Annotated in this window: 17 protein-coding genes and 1 pseudogene; 4 read left to right on the top strand and 14 right to left on the bottom strand. The window is 75.0% G+C overall.

Annotation, left to right across the window (positions count from 1 at the left end):
- The first annotated feature begins 30 nt into the window (after nucleotides 1-30).
- From QNH85_RS08225 to QNH85_RS08215, 3 genes are read left to right on the top strand one after another with little or no spacing between them, the layout of a single operon-like run.
- On the top strand, nucleotides 31-477 hold the full coding sequence (locus QNH85_RS08225) for an Lrp/AsnC family transcriptional regulator (protein WP_282945705.1): 447 nt from the start codon (nucleotides 31-33) through the stop codon (nucleotides 475-477).
- Nucleotides 474-1,865 (top strand): aspartate aminotransferase family protein, encoded by a 1,392-nt coding sequence (locus tag QNH85_RS08220; RefSeq protein ID WP_282945695.1) that lies wholly within the window; start codon nucleotides 474-476, stop codon nucleotides 1,863-1,865. Before QNH85_RS08225 ends, QNH85_RS08220 begins: the two co-directional genes overlap by 4 nt.
- Entirely contained in the window at nucleotides 1,862-3,280 is a 1,419-nt protein-coding gene (locus QNH85_RS08215; RefSeq protein ID WP_282945694.1) for an NAD(P)/FAD-dependent oxidoreductase, read from the top strand. Before QNH85_RS08220 ends, QNH85_RS08215 begins: the two co-directional genes overlap by 4 nt.
- A 34-nt stretch (nucleotides 3,281-3,314) precedes the next feature.
- Here QNH85_RS08215 and dxr read toward each other — a convergent pair whose 3' ends face one another.
- The 8 genes from dxr to rpsB form a co-directional block, all read right to left on the bottom strand.
- Nucleotides 3,315-4,499, bottom strand: a complete 1,185-nt coding sequence (dxr, locus tag QNH85_RS08210) for a 1-deoxy-D-xylulose-5-phosphate reductoisomerase (protein WP_282945693.1) — start codon at nucleotides 4,497-4,499, stop codon at nucleotides 3,315-3,317.
- Between the two features lie 25 nt (nucleotides 4,500-4,524).
- The gene (locus tag QNH85_RS08205; protein ID WP_282945692.1) at nucleotides 4,525-5,085 is read right to left on the bottom strand and encodes a DivIVA domain-containing protein; all 561 of its coding nucleotides are present in this window, start codon (nucleotides 5,083-5,085) and stop codon (nucleotides 4,525-4,527) included.
- Nucleotides 5,082-6,212, bottom strand: a complete 1,131-nt coding sequence (gene rlmN, locus QNH85_RS08200) for a 23S rRNA (adenine(2503)-C(2))-methyltransferase RlmN (protein WP_282945691.1) — start codon at nucleotides 6,210-6,212, stop codon at nucleotides 5,082-5,084. The genes QNH85_RS08205 and rlmN overlap by 4 nt, the downstream gene beginning before the upstream one ends.
- Nucleotides 6,213-6,245: 33 nt before the next feature.
- Nucleotides 6,246-7,100: a phosphatidate cytidylyltransferase gene (locus QNH85_RS08195; RefSeq protein WP_282945690.1), complete on the bottom strand. Its 855-nt coding sequence runs from the start codon at nucleotides 7,098-7,100 to the stop codon at nucleotides 6,246-6,248.
- On the bottom strand, nucleotides 7,100-7,657 hold the full coding sequence (gene frr / locus QNH85_RS08190) for a ribosome recycling factor (protein WP_282945689.1): 558 nt from the start codon (nucleotides 7,655-7,657) through the stop codon (nucleotides 7,100-7,102). Before frr ends, QNH85_RS08195 begins: the two co-directional genes overlap by 1 nt.
- Before the next feature lie 71 nt (nucleotides 7,658-7,728).
- A complete protein-coding gene (pyrH, locus tag QNH85_RS08185; RefSeq protein WP_249669119.1) occupies nucleotides 7,729-8,451 on the bottom strand; it encodes a UMP kinase in 723 nt (240 codons plus the stop codon).
- 95 nt (nucleotides 8,452-8,546) lie between these two features.
- Nucleotides 8,547-9,386, bottom strand: coding sequence for a translation elongation factor Ts (gene tsf, locus QNH85_RS08180; protein WP_282945688.1), 840 nt, complete (start codon nucleotides 9,384-9,386; stop codon nucleotides 8,547-8,549).
- Between the two features lie 46 nt (nucleotides 9,387-9,432).
- Nucleotides 9,433-10,413, bottom strand: a complete 981-nt coding sequence (gene rpsB / locus QNH85_RS08175) for a 30S ribosomal protein S2 (protein WP_282945687.1) — start codon at nucleotides 10,411-10,413, stop codon at nucleotides 9,433-9,435.
- Nucleotides 10,414-10,626: 213 nt separating this feature from the next.
- Here rpsB and QNH85_RS08170 point away from each other — a divergent pair.
- A pseudogene (locus tag QNH85_RS08170) lies at nucleotides 10,627-11,328 on the top strand (M23 family metallopeptidase); the annotation flags it as partial.
- 57 nt (nucleotides 11,329-11,385) lie between these two features.
- Here the strand turns inward: QNH85_RS08170 and whiG are convergent.
- The 6 genes from whiG to QNH85_RS08140 all read right to left on the bottom strand — a co-directional run bounded on the left by whiG (nucleotide 11,386) and on the right by QNH85_RS08140 (nucleotide 17,349).
- Entirely contained in the window at nucleotides 11,386-12,396 is a 1,011-nt protein-coding gene (whiG, locus tag QNH85_RS08165) for an RNA polymerase sigma factor WhiG (RefSeq protein WP_282945686.1), read from the bottom strand.
- A gap of 20 nt (nucleotides 12,397-12,416) precedes the next feature.
- Nucleotides 12,417-13,313, bottom strand: a complete 897-nt coding sequence (locus QNH85_RS08160) for a tyrosine recombinase XerC (protein WP_428830378.1) — start codon at nucleotides 13,311-13,313, stop codon at nucleotides 12,417-12,419.
- A gap of 274 nt (nucleotides 13,314-13,587) precedes the next feature.
- Nucleotides 13,588-14,952, bottom strand: a complete 1,365-nt coding sequence (gene dprA, locus QNH85_RS08155; protein WP_282945684.1) for a DNA-processing protein DprA — start codon at nucleotides 14,950-14,952, stop codon at nucleotides 13,588-13,590.
- Nucleotides 14,952-16,481, bottom strand: a complete 1,530-nt coding sequence (locus QNH85_RS08150; protein ID WP_282945683.1) for a YifB family Mg chelatase-like AAA ATPase — start codon at nucleotides 16,479-16,481, stop codon at nucleotides 14,952-14,954. Before QNH85_RS08150 ends, dprA begins: the two co-directional genes overlap by 1 nt.
- Nucleotides 16,481-16,912, bottom strand: coding sequence for a YraN family protein (locus tag QNH85_RS08145; protein WP_282945682.1), 432 nt, complete (start codon nucleotides 16,910-16,912; stop codon nucleotides 16,481-16,483). Before QNH85_RS08145 ends, QNH85_RS08150 begins: the two co-directional genes overlap by 1 nt.
- A gap of 113 nt (nucleotides 16,913-17,025) precedes the next feature.
- Nucleotides 17,026-17,349 (bottom strand): DUF2469 domain-containing protein, encoded by a 324-nt coding sequence (locus tag QNH85_RS08140; protein ID WP_213281762.1) that lies wholly within the window; start codon nucleotides 17,347-17,349, stop codon nucleotides 17,026-17,028.
- Nucleotides 17,350-17,375: the final 26 nt, after the last annotated feature.

The following is a 17,375-nucleotide window of genomic DNA, read 5'->3' as shown; positions in this document are numbered from 1 at the left end:
GGGTACGGCCCCGCCGGGCCCGTACCCCCCGTGGCGCTCGACGACCTGTCCAAGGCGATCATCGAGCAGCTGCAGGAGGACGGCCGGCGCCCCTACGCCACGATCGCCCGGGCCGTGGGGCTGTCGGAGGCCGCGGTGCGCCAGCGCGTGCAGCGGCTCACCGACGCGGGCGTCATGCAGATCGTCGCCGTGACCGACCCCGTGCAGGTCGGCTTCGCGCGGCAGGCGATGATCGGCATCAAGGCGTCGGGCGACCTCGAGCAGCTCGCGGACGCCCTGGCCGACCTCCCGGAGGTCGACTACGTCGTCATCACCGCGGGGGGCTTCGACGTCATGGTCGAGGTCGTCTGCACCGGGGACGACCACCTCCTGGCGGTGCTCAACGACAGCATCCGCACGCTGCCCGGCGTGCGCGCGACCGAGACCTTCGTCTACCTCAAGCTGCGCAAGCAGCAATACGACTGGGGAACCCGATGACCGAGACCGTCACCTCCCTCACCCCCCGCGGCACCGACCGGCACGCCGCCGCCCGCGACCACCTGTGGGGGCACTTCACCCGCCAGAGCGCCTGGGAGGAGCGGGTGCCGACCATCGTGCGCGGCGAGGGCCACCACATCTGGGACGACCGCGGCCGCCGGTACCTCGACGGGCTCGCCGGGCTGTTCGTGGTCCAGGCGGGCCACGGCCGCGCCGAGCTCGCCGAGCGCGCCCGGCAGCAGGCGAGCGAGCTCGCGTTCTTCCCGCTGTGGTCGTACGCGCACCCGCAGGCCATCGACCTCGCCGAGCGGCTCGCCGGGTACGCCCCGGGCGACCTCAACCGCGTCTTCTTCACCACCGGCGGGGGCGAGGCCGTCGAGACGGCCTGGAAGCTCGCCAAGCAGTACTGGAAGCTCGTGGGCAGGCCCGGCAAGCACAAGGTGATCTCCCGGGCCGTCGCGTACCACGGCACCACCCAGGGGGCGCTGTCCATCACGGGCATCCCCAGCCTCAAGGCGCCGTTCGAACCGCTCGTGCCGTCGACCACGCGCGTCCCGAACACCAACATCTACCGGGCGTCGGAGGACCTGCGCGACGACCCGGAGGCCTTCGGGCGCTGGGCGGCCGACCGGATCGCGGAGGCGATCGAGTTCGAGGGGCCGGAGACCGTCGCGGCCGTGTTCCTCGAGCCGGTGCAGAACGCCGGCGGCTGCTTCCCGCCCCCGCCCGGGTACTTCCAGCGGGTCCGCGAGATCTGCGACCGGTACGACGTGCTGCTGGTCTCCGACGAGGTGATCTGCGCGTTCGGCCGGATCGGCGAGATCTTCGCCTGCACCGACCTCGGGTACGTGCCGGACATGATCACGTGCGCCAAGGGGCTGACGTCGGGCTACTCGCCGATCGGCGCGACGATCGTCTCCGACCGGGTCTACGAGCCGTTCCGCACCGGCGACACGACCTTCTACCACGGCTACACGTTCGGCGGGCACCCCGTGTCGGCCGCGGTCGCGATGGCGAACCTCGACATCTTCGAGCGCGAGGGGCTGACCCAGCGGGTGCACGAGAACGCGCCGGTGTTCCGGTCGACGCTCGAGCAGCTCCTGGACCTCCCGATCGTCGGCGACGTGCGGGGGGCCGGGTACTTCTACGGCATCGAGCTCGTCAAGGACAAGGCGACCCGGGAGACCTTCGACGACGCCGAGTCCGAGCACCTGCTGCGCGACTTCCTGTCCCCCGCCCTGTTCGACGCCGGCCTGTACTGCCGCGCCGACGACCGCGGGGACCCCGTGATCCAGCTGTCGCCCCCGCTGACCTGCGGTCCCGCGGAGTTCGCCGAGATCGAGCAGATCCTGCGGGGCGTGCTCAGCGAGGCGTGGACGCGGCTGTGACCGCGCCGGAGCAGGACCCCCCGCCGGCGGTGGCGTGGACGGCGGGCCGGGACCTGTCCGGCGTCTCGCTCTGGTTCGACCAGGTCGCCGCCGAGGCGCCGGTCGAGCCCCGCGAGCCGCTCGACGGCGACACCACCGCGGACGTCGTCGTGGTCGGCGCCGGCCTCACCGGGCTGTGGACCGCCTACTACCTGCTCGAGGCCGACCCGGCGCTCGACGTGCTGGTCGTGGAGCAGGCGGTCGCCGGCTACGGCGCCAGCGGCCGCAACGGCGGGTGGTGCTCCGCGCTGCTGCCCACGTCCGCGGAGGCCCTCGCCCGCCGGCACGGCGCGGAGGCGGCGCGGTCGATGCGCGCCGCCATGCGCGACACCGTCGTCGAGGTCGGCGGGGTCGCCGCGGCGGAGGAGATCGCCTGCGACTTCGCCTACGGCGGCACCGTCACGCTGGCGCGCACCCCCGCGCAGCTGGCCCGGCTGTCGGCCGAGGCCGAGGCCGCCGGCCGGTGGGGCGACGAGCTGGACCTCCTCACCCCGGACGAGGTCGCGACCCACGTCCGGGCCGACGGGGTGCTCGGCGGGACCTGGACGCCCGACTGCGCCCGGATCCAACCCGCCCGCCTCGTGCGCGGGCTGGCCGACGTGGTCACCGCCCGGGGCGTGCGCCTGGTCGAGGGCACCCGGGCCCTGCGGATCTCCCCGCGCGCGGTCGTCACCGACCACGGCACCGTGCGCGCGCGGCACGTCGTGCGTGCCGTCGAGGCGTGGACGGCCGCGCTGCCGGGGCACCACCGGGACCTCGCCCCGGTGTACTCGCTCATGATCGCCACGGAGCCGCTGCCGGCGTCGGTGTGGGACGCGATCGGGCTCGACCGCGGCCAGACGTTCACCGACGGGCGGCACCTGGTGGTCTACGGGCAGCGCACCGCGGACGACCGCCTGGCGTTCGGGGGCCGCGGCGCCCCGTACCACCGCGGCTCCGCGATCGAGCCGGCCTTCGACCAGGACCCGCGCGTCACCCGGGCGCTCCGCCGGACGCTCGTGGACCTGTTCCCCGCGGTCCGGCACGCCGAGATCACGCACGCCTGGGGCGGTCCGCTCGGCGTCCCCCGCGACTGGCAGGCGTCCGTGGGGCTCGACGAGGACGGCATCGCGTGGGCCGGCGGCTACGTCGGGGACGGCGTCGGCGCCTCCAACCTCGCGGGCCGCACCCTCGCGGACCTGCTCACGGGCACCGACTCGGCGCTGACCCGGCTGCCCTGGGTCGGGCACCGCTCGCCGCGGTGGGAGCCCGAGCCGCTGCGCTGGGCCGGGATCACCGCGGGCCTGCGCGCCGCGGCCCTGGCGGACCGGGAGGAGCGCCTGACCGGCCGCGCCAGCCGGGTGGCGGCCGCGCTCGCCCCGCTGCTCGGGCACTGACCGCGCCGCCCTCCGCGGGAGGGTGACGTCAGGGTCAGCGCGCGGCGATCCGCTCGCCCGCGCGGGCCCGCGCCCACTCCTCGGCCGCGTGCACGTCCGCGACCTCCCCGACAGGGCCGCCGGCGTGCTCCGCGAGCACCTCCTCCACGGTGGCCACGACGTCGAGGAACCCGATCCGCCCCGCGAGGAACGCCGCGACGGCCTCCTCGTTCGCCGCGTTGTACACCGCCGGGTGCGTCGGCGACGCCGCGACCGCCGCCCGGGCCAGCGCCACGGCGCCGAACGTGTCCTCGTCGAGCGGCTCGAACGTCCACGACCCCGCCCGGGTCCAGTCGCAGGGGGCCGCGGCGTCCGGCACGCGGTCCGGCCACGACAGCCCCAGCGCGATCGGCAGCCGCATGTCCGGCGGGGACGCCTGCGCGATCGTCGAGCCGTCCGCGAACTCGACCATCGAGTGCACGACGGACTGCGGGTGCACGACCACCTGGATGTCCGCGACCGGCACGTCGAACAGCAGGTGCGCCTCGATGAGCTCCAGGCCCTTGTTGACCAGCGTCGCGGAGTTGATCGTCACGACCGGCCCCATCGCCCACGTCGGGTGCGCGAGGGCCTGCTCGGGCGTCACGTCCGCCAGCTCGGCGCGGGTCCGGCCCCGGAACGGCCCGCCGGAGGCGGTGAGCACCAGCCGCCGGACCTCGCCCCGCGCGCCTCCGCGCAGGCACTGGGCGATCGCGGAGTGCTCGGAGTCGACCGGCACGACCTGGCCGGGGCGCTGCACCGCCGCGCGGACCAGCGGCCCGCCGGCGACCAGGGACTCCTTGTTCGCCAGGGCCAGGGTGCTGCCGGCACCCAGCGCGGCGAGCGTGGGGCCCAGGCCGACCGAGCCGGTGATCCCGTTGAGGACGACGTCGGCTCCCCGGGCGGCGAGCTGCGTGGCGGCGTCCGGGCCGGTGAGCACCTCCACGCCCATCTGCCGCAGGCCGGCGTCGGCGGACGCGCGGACGAGCTCGGCGAACACCGTCCCGGCGGCGTCCGGGTCGGCGACGGCGACCGTCTGCGCCCCGAGGGCGACGGCCTGCCGCGCGAGCGCCGCCGGGTCCGCACCGCCCGCGCTGAGGCCGGTGACGCGGAACCGCCCGGGGTTGCGCGTGATGACGTCGACGGCCTGGGTGCCGATCGATCCGGTGGAGCCGAGCAGGACGACGGAGCGGGGGTTCATCCGCCCCATCCTGCCCGAGGGGAGGTCACTCGGCGGCGAGCAGCACGTCCACGGCACGCTCGAGGAACGCGTCGACCGGGCCCTCGGCGTACGCGCGCGACCCCTTGGCCCGCCCGAACACGGCCGAGCGCACGTCCTGCGCGGCGAGCGGGACGTTCTTGTCGAAGTAGTCGACCAGCCGGTGGCACAGGGCGTCGACGTCGGCGGCGGCGTACCCGGGCTGGCGGCCCTTCGGCGGGGCGAACCGCTCGCCGTCGGGGCGCGTGAGCCGGCCGTAGAGCGACCGGGCCTGCTCGGCGAGCTGGTCCAGCCACGCCTGGCGGCCGCGCTCCGCGATGAAGTCAGCGCGGGCGCGGGCGACGAACGCCGCCTCCAGCCGGTCGAGCGCGGCGTCGACGGCGGTGGTCGAGTAGCCCCGCCGCACGAGGTCGAAGGCGACGGTGCGCACGTCCTTGCTGGACAGCGCCCCGGCCGGCCCCTGCTCGTAGACCGTGCGCGCGTGCGTGAAGAAGTCGTCGACCTCCTCGGGGTGGTACCCCGTCCGCACGCCCGTCACCCGCCGGAACATGGCGCCGTTCGCGCTCATGCCTCGTCCTCCTCCGCCGCCAGCTGGCCGCACGCCCCGTCGATGTCGCTGCCGCGGGTGTCCCGGACCGTCGTGGGGATCCCGTGTGCGCGCAAGCGTGCCACGAACTCCCGCTCGACCGCGGGATCGCTGGCCGTCCACTTCGACCCGGGGGTCGGGTTCAGCGGGATGGGGTTGCAGTGCACCCAGCCCCGGCCGCGCCGGTTGAGCTCCGTGCCGAGCAGGTCCGCGCGCCACGCCTGGTCGTTGATGTCCTTCATGAGCGCGTACTCGATGGACACCCGGCGGCCGGTCGCCTGGAAGTACTCGTAGGCGACGTCGATCGTCTCCTTGACGCTCCAGCGGGTGTTGATCGGCACGAGCTCGTTGCGGAGCTCGTCGTCGGGGGCGTGCAGCGAGAGCGCCAGCGTCACGGGGATGCCCTCGCCCGCGAGCTTGCGCATGGCCGGCACGAGGCCGACGGTCGACACCGTGATGTTGCGGGCCGACATGCCCAGGCCCTCCGGCACCGGGGCGACCAGCCGCCGGACGGTCTCCATGACCGTCTTGTAGTTCGCGAGCGGCTCGCCCATGCCCATGAACACGACGTTCGACAGGCGGGTCGGGCCGCCGGGCACCTCGCCCGCGGCGAGCGACGCGGCGGCGCTGCGCACCTGCTCCACGACCTCCGCGGTCGACAGGTTGCGGGTCAGGCCCAGCTGCCCGGTCGCGCAGAACGGGCACGCCATGCCGCAGCCGGCCTGGCTCGAGACGCACAGCGTCGACCGGTGCGCGTACCGCATGAGCACCGACTCGACCTTCGCGCCGTCGAACAGGTGCCACAGCGTCTTGACCGTGGTCCCGCCGTCGGCCTGCAGCGTGCGGGCCGCGGTCAGCAGCGGCGGGAACAGGGCCTCGACGAGCTTGTCGCGGCTGGCGGCCGGCAGGTCCGTCATCGCGGCCGGGTCGGCGGTCAGGTGGCTGAAGTAGTGCGTCGCGAGCTGCTTGGCCCGCAGCGGCTTCTCGCCCAGCGCCGTGACGGCCTCCACCCGCTCGGCGGGCGTGAGGTCGACGAAGTGCTTCGGCGGCTTGCCGCGGGCGCCCCGGGCCGGGGCCGACAGGTTGAGTGCGACAGGCGTGGCGCTCACGCGGTCCTCCTCGGGGGTTCGTGGTCGGTCAGGTCAGGCAGCGAGCGGCTGCAGCGCTTCGAGCAGGAGGTAGACGACGGGCGCGGCCAGGAGCATCGAGTCGATGCGGTCCAGCACCCCGCCGTGGCCCGGGAGCAGCGTGCCCATGTCCTTGAGCTCGAGGTCCCGCTTGATCATCGACTCGCCCAGGTCGCCGAGCGTGGCCACCGCGACGGTCGCGACGCCCAGCAGCGCCCCCACCGCCGGGTCGCCCCCGAACATCAGGTGCACGCCCAGCACGCCGACCACGCTGGCCAGCACCACCGACCCGAGCAGACCCTCCCAGGTCTTCTTCGGGCTGACCGACGGGGCCAGCGGGTGCCGCCCGATCAGGACGCCCACCACGTAGCCGCCGGTGTCGTTGGCGACGCACAGCAGGATGAACAGGGCCACCCGCCACGCGCCGTCCTCCGTGGCGAGCAGCAGCATCACGAAGCCCGCCATCAGCGGGAGGTACGCCGCGGCGAACACCCCCGCCGTCGCGTCCCGCACGGCCCGCGGCCCGCTGCCGTCCAGCACCCGCCAGACGACGATGCCGCCGACCGTCAGGACGAACGCGACGAACAGCGCCTCCATTCCCGCGACGTACGCGGAGACGAGGATGCCGACGTCGCCGACGAGCAGCGGGAGCACCGGGATGTGCACGCCGCGGCGCGCGAACGCCTGCGCGAGCTCCCACAGCCCGGCCCCCACCGCGAGGACCGCGACGAGGCCGAAGACCTCCTTGCGCAGGAACAGGGACGCGGCGACCGCGGCCAGCAGCGCCAGCCCGACGGCGACGGCGACGGGCAGGTCACGCCCGGCACGCGAGGTGCCCGGCGCGGGAGCGACGGCGGGGTGGACGGACATCAGACCTCGAGCAGCTCGCTCTCCTTGGACGACAGCAGCGCGTCGACGAGGTCGACGTGCCGCTTGGTCAGCCCCTCGAGCTCCTTCTCCGCGCGACCGACCTCGTCCTCGCCGGCGTCGCCGTCCTTCACCAGGCGGTCCAGCTCGTCCTTCGCGCGGCGGCGGACGTTGCGCAGGGAGACGCGCGCGTCCTCCGCCTTCGTCTTCGCCAGCTTCACGAACTCCTTGCGCCGCTCGGTGGTGAGCGCCGGCAGGCTGACCCGGATGACGTTGCCGTCGTTCGTCGGGTTCACGCCCAGGTCGGAGTCCCGCAGCGCCTTCTCGATGCCCTGCATCGACGACTTGTCGAACGGCGTGATGAGGATGGTGCGCGCCTCGGTCACGTTGAACGACGCGAGCTGCTGCAGCGGCGTGGGGCTGCCGTAGTAGTCGACCGTGATCTTGTTGAACATCGCCGCGTTGGCACGACCCGTGCGGATGGCGGCGAAGTCCTCCTTGGCGACCTCGACGGCCTTGTCCATCTTCTCCTCGGCCTCGAGGAGGATCTCGTCGATCACGGTGGCTCCTTCAGTCATGGTCCTGCGGGGGGTGTGCGGGCGGGCGGCTGCGGGCGGGCGCGCCGAGGAGGTCAGTCCTCGGTGACCAGCGTCCCGATCTTCTCACCCCGGAGCACGCGGGTGACGTTGCCGGGCTCCTCGAGCCCGAACACGCGCATCCGCACGCCGTTGTCGCGGCACATCGACAGGGCCGTGGAGTCCATGACCCCGAGCTCCTGCACGATCGCCTCGGTGTAGGTGAGGTGGTCCAGCTTCGTCGCCGTCGGGTCGGTGCGGGGGTCCGCGGTGTAGACGCCGTCCACGCCGTTCTTGCCCATCAGCACCTCGTCGCAGTGCGTCTCCAGGGCGCGCTGCACGCAGACGGTGTCGGTCGAGAAGTACGGCATGCCGGCGCCGGCGCCGAAGATCACGACGCGGCCCTTCTCCAGGTGGCGGATCGCCCGCAGCGGGATGTACGGCTCGGCGACCTGGCCCATCGTGATGGCGGTCTGCACCCGGGTGTCCACGCCGGCCTGCTCCAGGAAGTCCTGCAGCGCCAGGCAGTTCATCACCGTGCCGAGCATGCCCATGTAGTCCGCGCGCGCCCGGTCCAGGCCGTTCTGGGCCAGCTCCGCGCCGCGGAAGAAGTTGCCGCCGCCGCAGACGATCGCGACTTGCACGCCGTCGGCGACCGCGGCGCTGATCTCGGCGGCGACCCGGCGGACCACCACGGGGTCCAGGCCGATCGAGCCACCGCCGAACGCCTCGCCCGAGAGCTTCAGCAGCACCCGCCGGGGCTGGGTCTCGTCCGTCACGGGTGAACCTCCAGGTCGTCGGCGGGGATGGTGCGAGGTGACCTCGCGCCGGTGGCCCCGGCCCTGTCGGGCCGGGGCCACCGGGTCGTGCGTGGTCAGGCGCCGACGCGGAACCGGACGAAGCCGGTGACGGAGCCACCGACCTCGGCCAGCACCTGGGCGACCGACTTCTTCGAGTCCTTCGCGAACGGCTGGTCCAGCAGGACGACGTCCTTGAAGTAGCCGGTCAGACGGCCCTCGACGATCTTCGTGAGCGCGGCCTCGGGCTTGCCCTCGTTGCGGGCGGTCTCCTCGGCGATGCGACGCTCGTTCTCGACCGTCTCGGCCGGGACCTCGTCGCGCGTCAGGTAGGACGGCGAGAACGCGGCGATGTGCGTCGCGATGTCGCGGGCCACCTCGGCGCCCTTGGCGTCGGTCGCGACGAGCACGCCGACCTGCGGGGGGAGGTCCTTGTTCACCTTGTGCAGGTAGACGGTGACCTTCTCGCCGGCGACGCGGGCCACGCGGCGCACGACGACCTTCTCGCCCAGCACGGCGGCCGTCTCGTCGACGACTTCCTGCAGGGACTTGCCGTCGGCGTCGGCCGAGAGCAGGGCGTCCGCGTCACGGGCGCCGCTCGCGACGGCCGTCTGCAGGACCTTCTCCGCCAGGGTGATGAACGTGGCGTTCTTCGCGACGAAGTCCGTCTCGGAGTTGACCTCGACGATCACGCCGACCTCGTCCTCGCCGTCGCCGGTGAGGACGACCTCGGCGGCGACCAGGCCGTCGGAGGCCGAGCGGCCCTCGCGCTTGCTGACGCCCTTCAGGCCCTTGACGCGGATGATCTCGAGCGCCTTGTCGGCGTCGCCACCCGCCTCCTCCAGGGCCTTCTTGACGTCGAGCATGCCGGCGCCGGTCTTCTCGCGCAGCGCCTTGATGTCAGCCAGGTTTGCCATCTGTGCTTCCGTCCTTCTCGTCAGTGCGTGTGAGTGGCGGACCGGGTCACTTGGACTCGGCGTCGCCCTCGGACGCGGCGATCTCCTCGGCGGCACCCGCGGCAGCGGCGTCGACCGCGGGAGCGGCGTCCTGGCCGGGCGTGGCGGCACCCTCGGCGGGGCCGGCCTCGCCGACCGGCGCGACCGGGTCACCGGCGGCAGCGGCCGTGGCGGCGGACTCGGCGGTCGCGTCGGAGGCGAGCGACTCCTCGGCGCCGGCGAGCAGCTCGCGCTCCCACTCGGCCAGCGGCTCGGCCTCGGCCGGGGCCGAGTCGGCGCCGCCACCCTGGCGGGCGGAGTGACGCTGCATGGTGCCCTCGGCGGCGGCGTCCGCGATCACGCGGGTCAGCAGCTGCACGGCGCGGATGGCGTCGTCGTTGCCCGGGATCGGGTAGTCCACGACGTCCGGGTCGCAGTTCGTGTCGAGGATCGCGACGATCGGGATGCCGAGCTTGCGCGCCTCGTCGACGGCGAGGTGCTCCTTGTTCGTGTCGACGATCCACACGGCGGACGGCGTGCGGGTCATGTCCCGGATGCCGCCGAGCGTCTTCGCGAGCTTGTCCTTCTCGCGACGCATGATGAGGAGCTCCTTCTTGGTGAAGGCGCTGCCCGCGACGTCGTCGAAGTCGATGAGCTCGAGCTCCTTGAGGCGCTGCAGGCGCTTGTTCACCGTCTGGAAGTTGGTGAGCATGCCACCGAGCCAGCGCTGGTTCACGTAGGGCATGCCGACGCGGGCGGCCTGCTCGGCCACCGGCTCCTGCGCCTGCTTCTTCGTGCCGACGAACAGGATGCTGCCGCCGTGGGCGACGGTCTCCTTGACGAAGTCGTACGCGCGGTCGATGTAGGACAGCGACTGCTGCAGGTCGACGATGTAGATGCCGTTGCGCTCGGTGAAGATGAAGCGCTTCATCTTGGGGTTCCAGCGGCGGGTCTGGTGCCCGAAGTGGACACCGCTCTCGAGCAGCTGGCGCATGGTCACGACGGCCATGGCACGTCCTTCCGGCGCACCCCAGCGGGGGCGCGCTCACTGTGCGCGGGCCCGCCTGGGCGCACCCGCTGATCCGGTTGTCGGCGCCGTCCGGGTCGGGCGGCACCCCTGGCGTCACGCCCACGCTGGCGCCGGGCGAACCCGGACCGCTGCCAGCGTCGACCCTCCGGCACGCACCCGTACCGCGGACGGTGGGGGTGCGGGACGTCGGTGATGACGCGCGATGTCGACCGGCACGCACCGGTCGCAAGGAGGAGTCTACCGGACAGCCGTGAGCGCCCGGGACAGCGCGATCCGCGCGGTGCCGCCGCGCTGGGCGGGCTGCTCCACGACTCGTCGGCGAGCCGTCCACAGGCCGCGGGCACCCGCGTCGTCCCCCGGACCGTACCCCGCGGCCCGTGCGTGGCACCCGGCGCCCGGCACCGTTGTCCCATGCCGTCCCGCAGCGCCCTCTCCCGGACCTTCCCCCGGACTCTCGCCCTGGCGCTCGCGCTCGCCGCCCTCGCCGCGCTCGCGCCGTCCGTCCTGCAGGGCACCGCACCCGTCGCGCCAGGCGCCGGGCCGCCGCGGGAACCGTGGTCGACCCCCGTCGAGCCCGTGGTGGTGGTGCAGGCGTTCGACGGCCCGTCCGACCGGTGGGCCGCCGGGCACCGCGGGGTCGACCTGGACGCGCCGGCGGGGACGCCCGTGCGGGCGCCGCGCGCCGGCACGGTGACGTTCGCCGGCGTGGTCGTCGACCGTCCCGTGCTGACGGTGCTGCACGACGACGGGCTGCGCAGCTCGGTGGAGCCCGTGGCCGCGGCCGTGCAGCCCGGTGACCGGGTCGGCGCCGGGGCCCTGCTGGGTGTCGTCGGGCCCGGCCGGAGCCACTGCACGCCCACGTGCCTGCACTGGGGCGTGCGCGACGGCGAGACCTACCTCGACCCGATGCTCCTGCTGCGCGGCGGGCCGGTGGTGCTGCTCAGCCGCGGGTCAGCCGCGGTCGGCCTCCGTGAGGCGCGCGCGCAGCCGGAGCATCGCCGCGGTGTGCATCTGCGAGATCCGGGACTCGGTCACGCCGAGCACCCGGCCGATCTCGGCGAGCGTCATGCCCTCGTAGTAGTAGAGGACCAGGACGAGCTTCTCGCGCTCGCCGAGCTGGTCGATCGCCCGGGCCAGCAGGAACTTGGTCTCCTGGGCCTCGAACGAGTTCTCCGGGTCGGGCGTGCGGTCGTCGCCGAGCGTGTCCAGCAGCGACAGCCGGTCGCCGCGGTCCTCGCCGCCGCCGAGCAGCTCGTCGAGCGCCGCGACGTTGACGGTCGACAGCTGGGTGAACAGGGCGCGCAGCTCGCGGATGTCGATCTGCAGCCGCGCCGCGACCTCGCCCTCGGTCGGGACCCGGTGCAGCTCGCTCTCCAGCTCGGCGTAGGCGCGGTCGACCGCGCGGGCCTTCGTGCGGACCGAGCGCGGGATCCAGTCCATCGCGCGCAGCTCGTCGATGATCGCGCCGCGGATGCGGGAGCTGGCGTAGGTCTCGAACTTGACCGAGCGGCCGGGCTCGTACTTCTCGATCGCGTCGATCAGGCCGAACATCCCGTACGAGACGAGGTCCGCCTGCTCGACCATCGCGGGCAGGCGCATGCCGACGCGGCCGGCGACGGCGGTGACCAGCGGCGCGTAGTGCAGGATCAGCCGCTCCCGGACCAGGCGGTCGCCCCCGGACTTGAACAGCTGCCAGTCGAGGGCGACCTGGTCGACGGCCGGCTCGGTGACCTCGTCGAGGTCGTCGTCGACGACGGCGGTGAGCGTGACGACGACCCCCAGGAGGTCGGCCTCCTCGACCTCGACGACCGCGAGGGCGGTCGCCGTGTCGGAGTCCAGCGTCTCGACGCCCAGGTCGGTCTCGACGACCTGCTGGCGCGGGATGACCCCCAGCGGCGCGCTCGTGCCACGACGCTGCGTGGCGACAGCCAGCGGGACGGTGTCCTCAGCCGTGACTGACATGGGGCTCTCCATCTCGGGGGTCATGCGCGGGGGTGTGCTTGCTCGAACGACGCGCGGAGGCGGTCCGCGGTCACGTGGGTGTAGCGCTGGGTGGTCGCGAGGCTGGCGTGACCCAGCACCTCCTGCACGCTGCGCAGGTCGGAGCCACCCTCCAGCAGGTGCGTCGCCACCGAGTGTCGCAGAGCGTGGGGCGCGACGTCGTCCACTTCTGCCAGCCGGGCGATCTCGTGCACGACCTGCCGCAGCTGCCGCTGGTCCGCGCGGGCCCCGCGACGGCCCAGGAGCAGCGCCGGACCGGACGTGGGCGTCGCGAGCGCGGGGCGCCCGCGGGTCAGCCAGGCCTCGGTCGCGTCGACCGCCGGCTCACCCACGGGGACCACGCGCTGCTTGTCGCCCTTGCCGGTGACCCGGAGCGTCCGGGACCCGAGGTCCAGGTCGTCGACGTCCGCGCCGCTCAGCTCGCCGACCCGCACGCCGGTGGCGTACAGCAGCTCAAGGGCCGCCCAGTCGCGCAGGTGCACCGCGTCGCCGTCGTCCGCGCGGACGCGGGCGGTGTCGAGCAGCGCCGCCGCCGAGCCCTGGTCGAGGACCGTCGGCAGGTGCGAGGCGGGGCGGGCGCTCGCGAGGCGCAGCGCCGGGTCCTGCGCGACCCGGCCCGTGCGGGCGGCCCAGGCGAAGAAGGTGCGGGCCGCCGCACCGCGCCGGGCGAGCGTCGCGCGGCTGCGCCGGGAGGCGGCCATCGCTGCCAGCCAGCCGCGCAGGACGGCGATGTCGACGGCCGTGAGGTCCGGGACGCCGTGGCGGCGCGCGTAGCCCGCGAGGTCCGCCAGGTCGGCCAGGTAGGCGCGCACGGTGTTCTCGGAGAGGCCGCGCTGGGCCCGCAGGTGGAGCGCGAACGCCTCGGCCACGGGGGTGATCCCCCGTGCCGTCCCCGCATCCGCCCCCGTGTGCACGGGACTACGGTCGCCCGTCACACCTCCGGGCGACAAGCGGTCTGTGGCGCGTTTCACCCACCCCTGTACGAATCACGGGCAAATGTCCGATTCCGCGTCCGATTTACATCCGCTTTCAGGCGTGTCCGGAAGTTCCCGCGTCCACCCTTCGGACGGTCCGCGTCCGGTCCCGTGTCCCCCGTCGGTGTGAATGCGTTTTCCACGCCGTGCGGGGCGGCTGCGGGTGTGCCATGCCGCCTCACCCGTGCCCGACGGAGCGGCGCTCCGGAGCGCGCCGCCACCCGCCGTCGACGCGCTGCGCCGCCCCGTCCAGCTCCAGCAGGCCGAGCGCTCCCGCCGTCTCCCGCGGCGCCAGTCCCGCTCGACGCGCCACCTCGTCGACGGCCAGGGCGCGGCGCTGCAGCAGCGCGTCGAGGACCCGGGACGGGACGCTGTCCGCCCGGTCCGTGACCCCCGCCCCGGCACTGGCGCCGCTGGCGCCGCGCCCGCCGCTCCCGCCGGGCCCGTCCCGTCCGGGCGTGAGTCCCGCACCGCCGGCGGCACCGGTTCCCACGCGCGGGCCCGCCCCGGGGTCGACGGCGGGCCCGAGCAGGTCCAGCACGTCGTCGGCGCCCGTGACGCAGACCGCTGCGCCGTCCCTCAGCAGCCGGTGGCATCCGGTCGACGCCATCGAGGTGACGGGGCCGGGCACCGCACCGAGCGGCCGGAGCAGCTCGGCGGCGCGAGCGGCCGTGCTCAGCGCCCCGGACCGCCACGCGGCCTCGACCACCACCGTCGCGCCGGACACCGCCGCGATGAGCCGGTTGCGCTGGAGGAACCGGGAGCGCGTCGGCGGGGTCCCCGGAGGGCTCTCCGCGACGAGCGCCCCGCCGTCGGCCACCACCCGCTCGAGCAGGTCGCGGTTGCCCGCGGGCGACGGCCGGTCGATGCCGCCGGCGAGCAGCGCGACCGTCGGCCCGCCGGCCGCGAGCGCCCCGCGGTGCGCGGCCACGTCGATGCCGTAGGCCCCGCCGGACACGACGGTCACGCCGTGCGGGGCCAGCCCGCCGCCGAGCCCGACGGCGACGTGCTCGCCGTACGGGGTCGAGGCCCGGGCGCCGACCACGGCCACCGAGCGCCGGGTCAGCCCGTCCAGCGAGGCGCCACCACGCACCCACAGGCACAGCGGCGCCAGGGGCCCGAGGTCGTCGAGCCGCGCGGGCCAGCCCGGTCCGCCGGGCACCAGCAGCACCCCGCCCTCGCGTGCCAGCGCGTCCATGGCGCTGCCGGGGTCGAGGCCGTCGAGGCGGGGCGCCCAGCGCGGGAGCGCCCGCGCCAGGACGCGGACGGTCGACGCCGTCCCGGCCCCACCCGGCGCACCCGCGACCGGCGTCGGTCCCGCGGCACCGGCGCCCGGGGCGCCGCCCTCGTGCACGAGCCCCCGCAGCCGGTGCCACGCGACCTCCGGCGTCTCGCCGACCGCCTGCGCCGCCCACCGGAGCGCGGTCGGCGCGCCCAGTGCGGCCACGACCGCCCCGGCCGCCGCGTCCCCGGGCTCCGCGACGATGCTCCACGCCGCACGCGCCAGCAGCTCGGCCTCCGACGGGTCCGCCGCGCCGGGCATCACCCCACCTGCCCACGGGTGCGCAGCGCGACGCCGGCCCCGATGTCGTTGCCGTCCGGCGCCGCGCGACCGGCGAGGTCCGCGACGGTCCAGGCCAGGCGCAGCACCCGGTCGGCGCCGCGGAGGGTCAGCCGCCCCTCGTCGACCGCGACGTCGACCGGCCGGAGGAGCCGCGGCGTCGCCCGTAGCCGCTCGCGCAGCACGCGGCCCGGGACGTCGGCGTTCACGCGCCACGGCGTGCCGGCCCAGCGGGCCGCCTGGGCGGCGCGCGCTGCCGCGACGCGGGCCGCCACCACCGCCGTCGGCTCCCCCGCGCCGACCAGCGCCGCGCTCCGGACGGCGGGCACCTCCACCTGCACGTCCACCCGGTCCAGCAGCGGGCCGGAGATCTTGCCGAAGTACCGCCGGCGGTCCAGCGACGTGCACCGGCAGCCCAGCCCGGTGCCGACGGCCTGCCCGCACGGGCACGGGTTCGCCGCGAGCACCAGCTGGAACCGCGCCGGGTAGCGGGCCGCGCCGCCGGACCGGTGGATCACGAGCTCGCCGTGCTCCAGAGGCTGCCGGAGCGTCTGCAGCACGGTGGTCGAGAACTCGGGGGCCTCGTCCATGAAGAGCACGCCCCGGTGCGCGCGTGACGCTGCGCCGGGCCGCGGGGTGCCGCTCCCGCCCCCGACGATGCTCGCGGGCGTGGCGGTGTGGTGGGGGTCCTCGAACGGCGGTCGCCGGAGCAGCCCGTCGGTCGGGTCGAACGTGCCGGCGACCGAGTGCACGGCCGTCACCTCGACGGCGTCCTGCTCCGCGAGGTCCGGCAGCAGGCCGGGCAGCCGTGACGCGAGCATCGTCTTGCCCGCGCCGGGCGGTCCGACGAGCAGCAGGTGGTGCGCCCCGGCGGCGGCCACCTCGACCGCCGCCCGCGCCTCGTCCTGCCCGAGGACGTCGGCCAGGTCGCCCACCGGCGTCCGGCCGGCGACCACGTGCCGGCTCACGGCCACGGGCGCGACGTCGGGGACGCTGACGGCGCCGCCGTGCCGCCGCACCACCTCCGCGAGCGTGCTGCACCCGACGACGCGGGCCCCCGGCACCAGCGCGGCCTCGGCGACGTCCGCGGTCGGCACGACGACGTCCGGCCGGCCGGCGGCCACGGCGGCCGCCACGGCGGGCAGGACCCCCCGGACGGGCCGCAGGCGACCGTCCAGCCCCAGCTCGCCCAGGTGCACCGCCCGGGCGGCCCGCGCGGGGTCGAGCAGCTCGGCCGCCGCCAGGACCGAGACGGCGACCGCCAGGTCGAACGCGGGGCCGGACTTGGGCAGGGCGGCCGGCGAGAGGTTCACGGTCACCCGCCGGTTCGGCCAGGTCAGGCCGGTCGAGCCGATCGCCGCGCGTACCCGGTCTCGCGCCTCGGCCAGCGACGCGTCGGGCAGGCCGACGAGCACGAAGGCCGGCAGGGACGCCGCGAGGTGCGCCTCGACCTCGACCACGGTGCCCGTCAGGCCCACCAGACCGACGGCGAACGTCCGTCCGAGCGCCATCAGCCGACCCCCACCAGGTGGTCGACGCGCGGGGGCCCGTGCGGGACGAGCTCCACCGCCACCACGTCGAGCCGGACACCGGTGCAGCGCACGTCGTGCTCCGCGAGCCACTGCGCGGTCAGCACGCGCAAGCGGCGCACCTTCGGCGGCGTCACGGCCTCCGCGGGAGTCCCGTACGCGCCGCTGCGCCGGGTCTTGACCTCGACGCCCACCACCTCGTCGACGTCGACGTCCAGGGCGACGAGGTCGAGCTCACCGGCCCGGCCGTACCAGTTCCGGTCCAGCAGCCGCCAGCCGAGGCCGAGCAGGTGCGTGGCTGCGAGGTCCTCCCCCAGCCGTCCGACCCGCTGCCGTGCGTCCTGCCGTCGCGCGTCCTGCCGTCGTGCGTCCTGCCCTCGTGCGTCCTGCCCTGGTGCGTCCTGCGCCCGCATCCGCGTCACCTCCGGGCACGACACTGCCCGGGGAGATCACGCGGCTCGACCGGCTGCGGCCGTTCGTGGGGACGACGCGCGCCCCCGCCCGTTGTGGACGACTCGGTGCCCGCTCAGCGGGCGAAGCCGCTCCCGCTGCCGAGGTCCAGGTCCGCCTTGACCAGCTCCTCGACGTTGACGTCCTTGAACGTCACGACGCGCACCGACTTCACGAAGCGGGCGGAGCGGTAGACGTCCCACACCCACGCGTCGGCGAGCGTCAGCTCGAAGTAGACCTCGCCGGCCGCCGAGCGCACCTGCAGGTCGACGTGGTTGGCCAGGTAGAACCGGCGCTCGGTCTCCACGACGTACGAGAACAGGCCCACCGCGTCGCGGTACTCGCGATAGAGCGCGAGCTCCATCTCGGTCTCGTAGTTCTCCAGGTCTTCCGCGCTCACCCGACCATCATCCCCCATGCGGGGGC

The sequence above is a fragment of the Cellulomonas endometrii genome (assembly GCF_949769265.1).
In the GTDB taxonomy this organism is placed as follows: Bacteria; Actinomycetota; Actinomycetes; order Actinomycetales; family Cellulomonadaceae; genus Cellulomonas; species Cellulomonas endometrii.
The sequence above is the reverse complement of the archived record's forward strand: the minus strand, read 5'-3'. Positions and strand labels throughout refer to the sequence as shown.

Bases quoted from the DNA above. Each gene is read 5' to 3' on its own strand.
- QNH85_RS08220 (WP_282945695.1), top strand. From the start codon at position 474: ATGACCGAGACCGTCACCTCCCTCACCCCCCGCGGCACCGACCGGCAC.
- dxr (WP_282945693.1), bottom strand. From the start codon at position 4,499: ATGAACCCCCGCTCCGTCGTCCTGCTCGGCTCCACCGGATCGATCGGC.
- QNH85_RS08205 (WP_282945692.1), bottom strand. From the start codon at position 5,085: ATGAGCGCGAACGGCGCCATGTTCCGGCGGGTGACGGGCGTGCGGACG.
- QNH85_RS08195 (WP_282945690.1), bottom strand. From the start codon at position 7,100: ATGTCCGTCCACCCCGCCGTCGCTCCCGCGCCGGGCACCTCGCGTGCC.
- tsf (WP_282945688.1), bottom strand. From the start codon at position 9,386: ATGGCAAACCTGGCTGACATCAAGGCGCTGCGCGAGAAGACCGGCGCC.
- rpsB (WP_282945687.1), bottom strand. From the start codon at position 10,413: ATGGCCGTCGTGACCATGCGCCAGCTGCTCGAGAGCGGTGTCCACTTC.
- whiG (WP_282945686.1), bottom strand. From the start codon at position 12,396: ATGTCAGTCACGGCTGAGGACACCGTCCCGCTGGCTGTCGCCACGCAG.
- dprA (WP_282945684.1), bottom strand. From the start codon at position 14,952: ATGCCCGGCGCGGCGGACCCGTCGGAGGCCGAGCTGCTGGCGCGTGCG.
- QNH85_RS08150 (WP_282945683.1), bottom strand. From the start codon at position 16,481: ATGGCGCTCGGACGGACGTTCGCCGTCGGTCTGGTGGGCCTGACGGGC.
- QNH85_RS08145 (WP_282945682.1), bottom strand. From the start codon at position 16,912: ATGCGGGCGCAGGACGCACCAGGGCAGGACGCACGAGGGCAGGACGCA.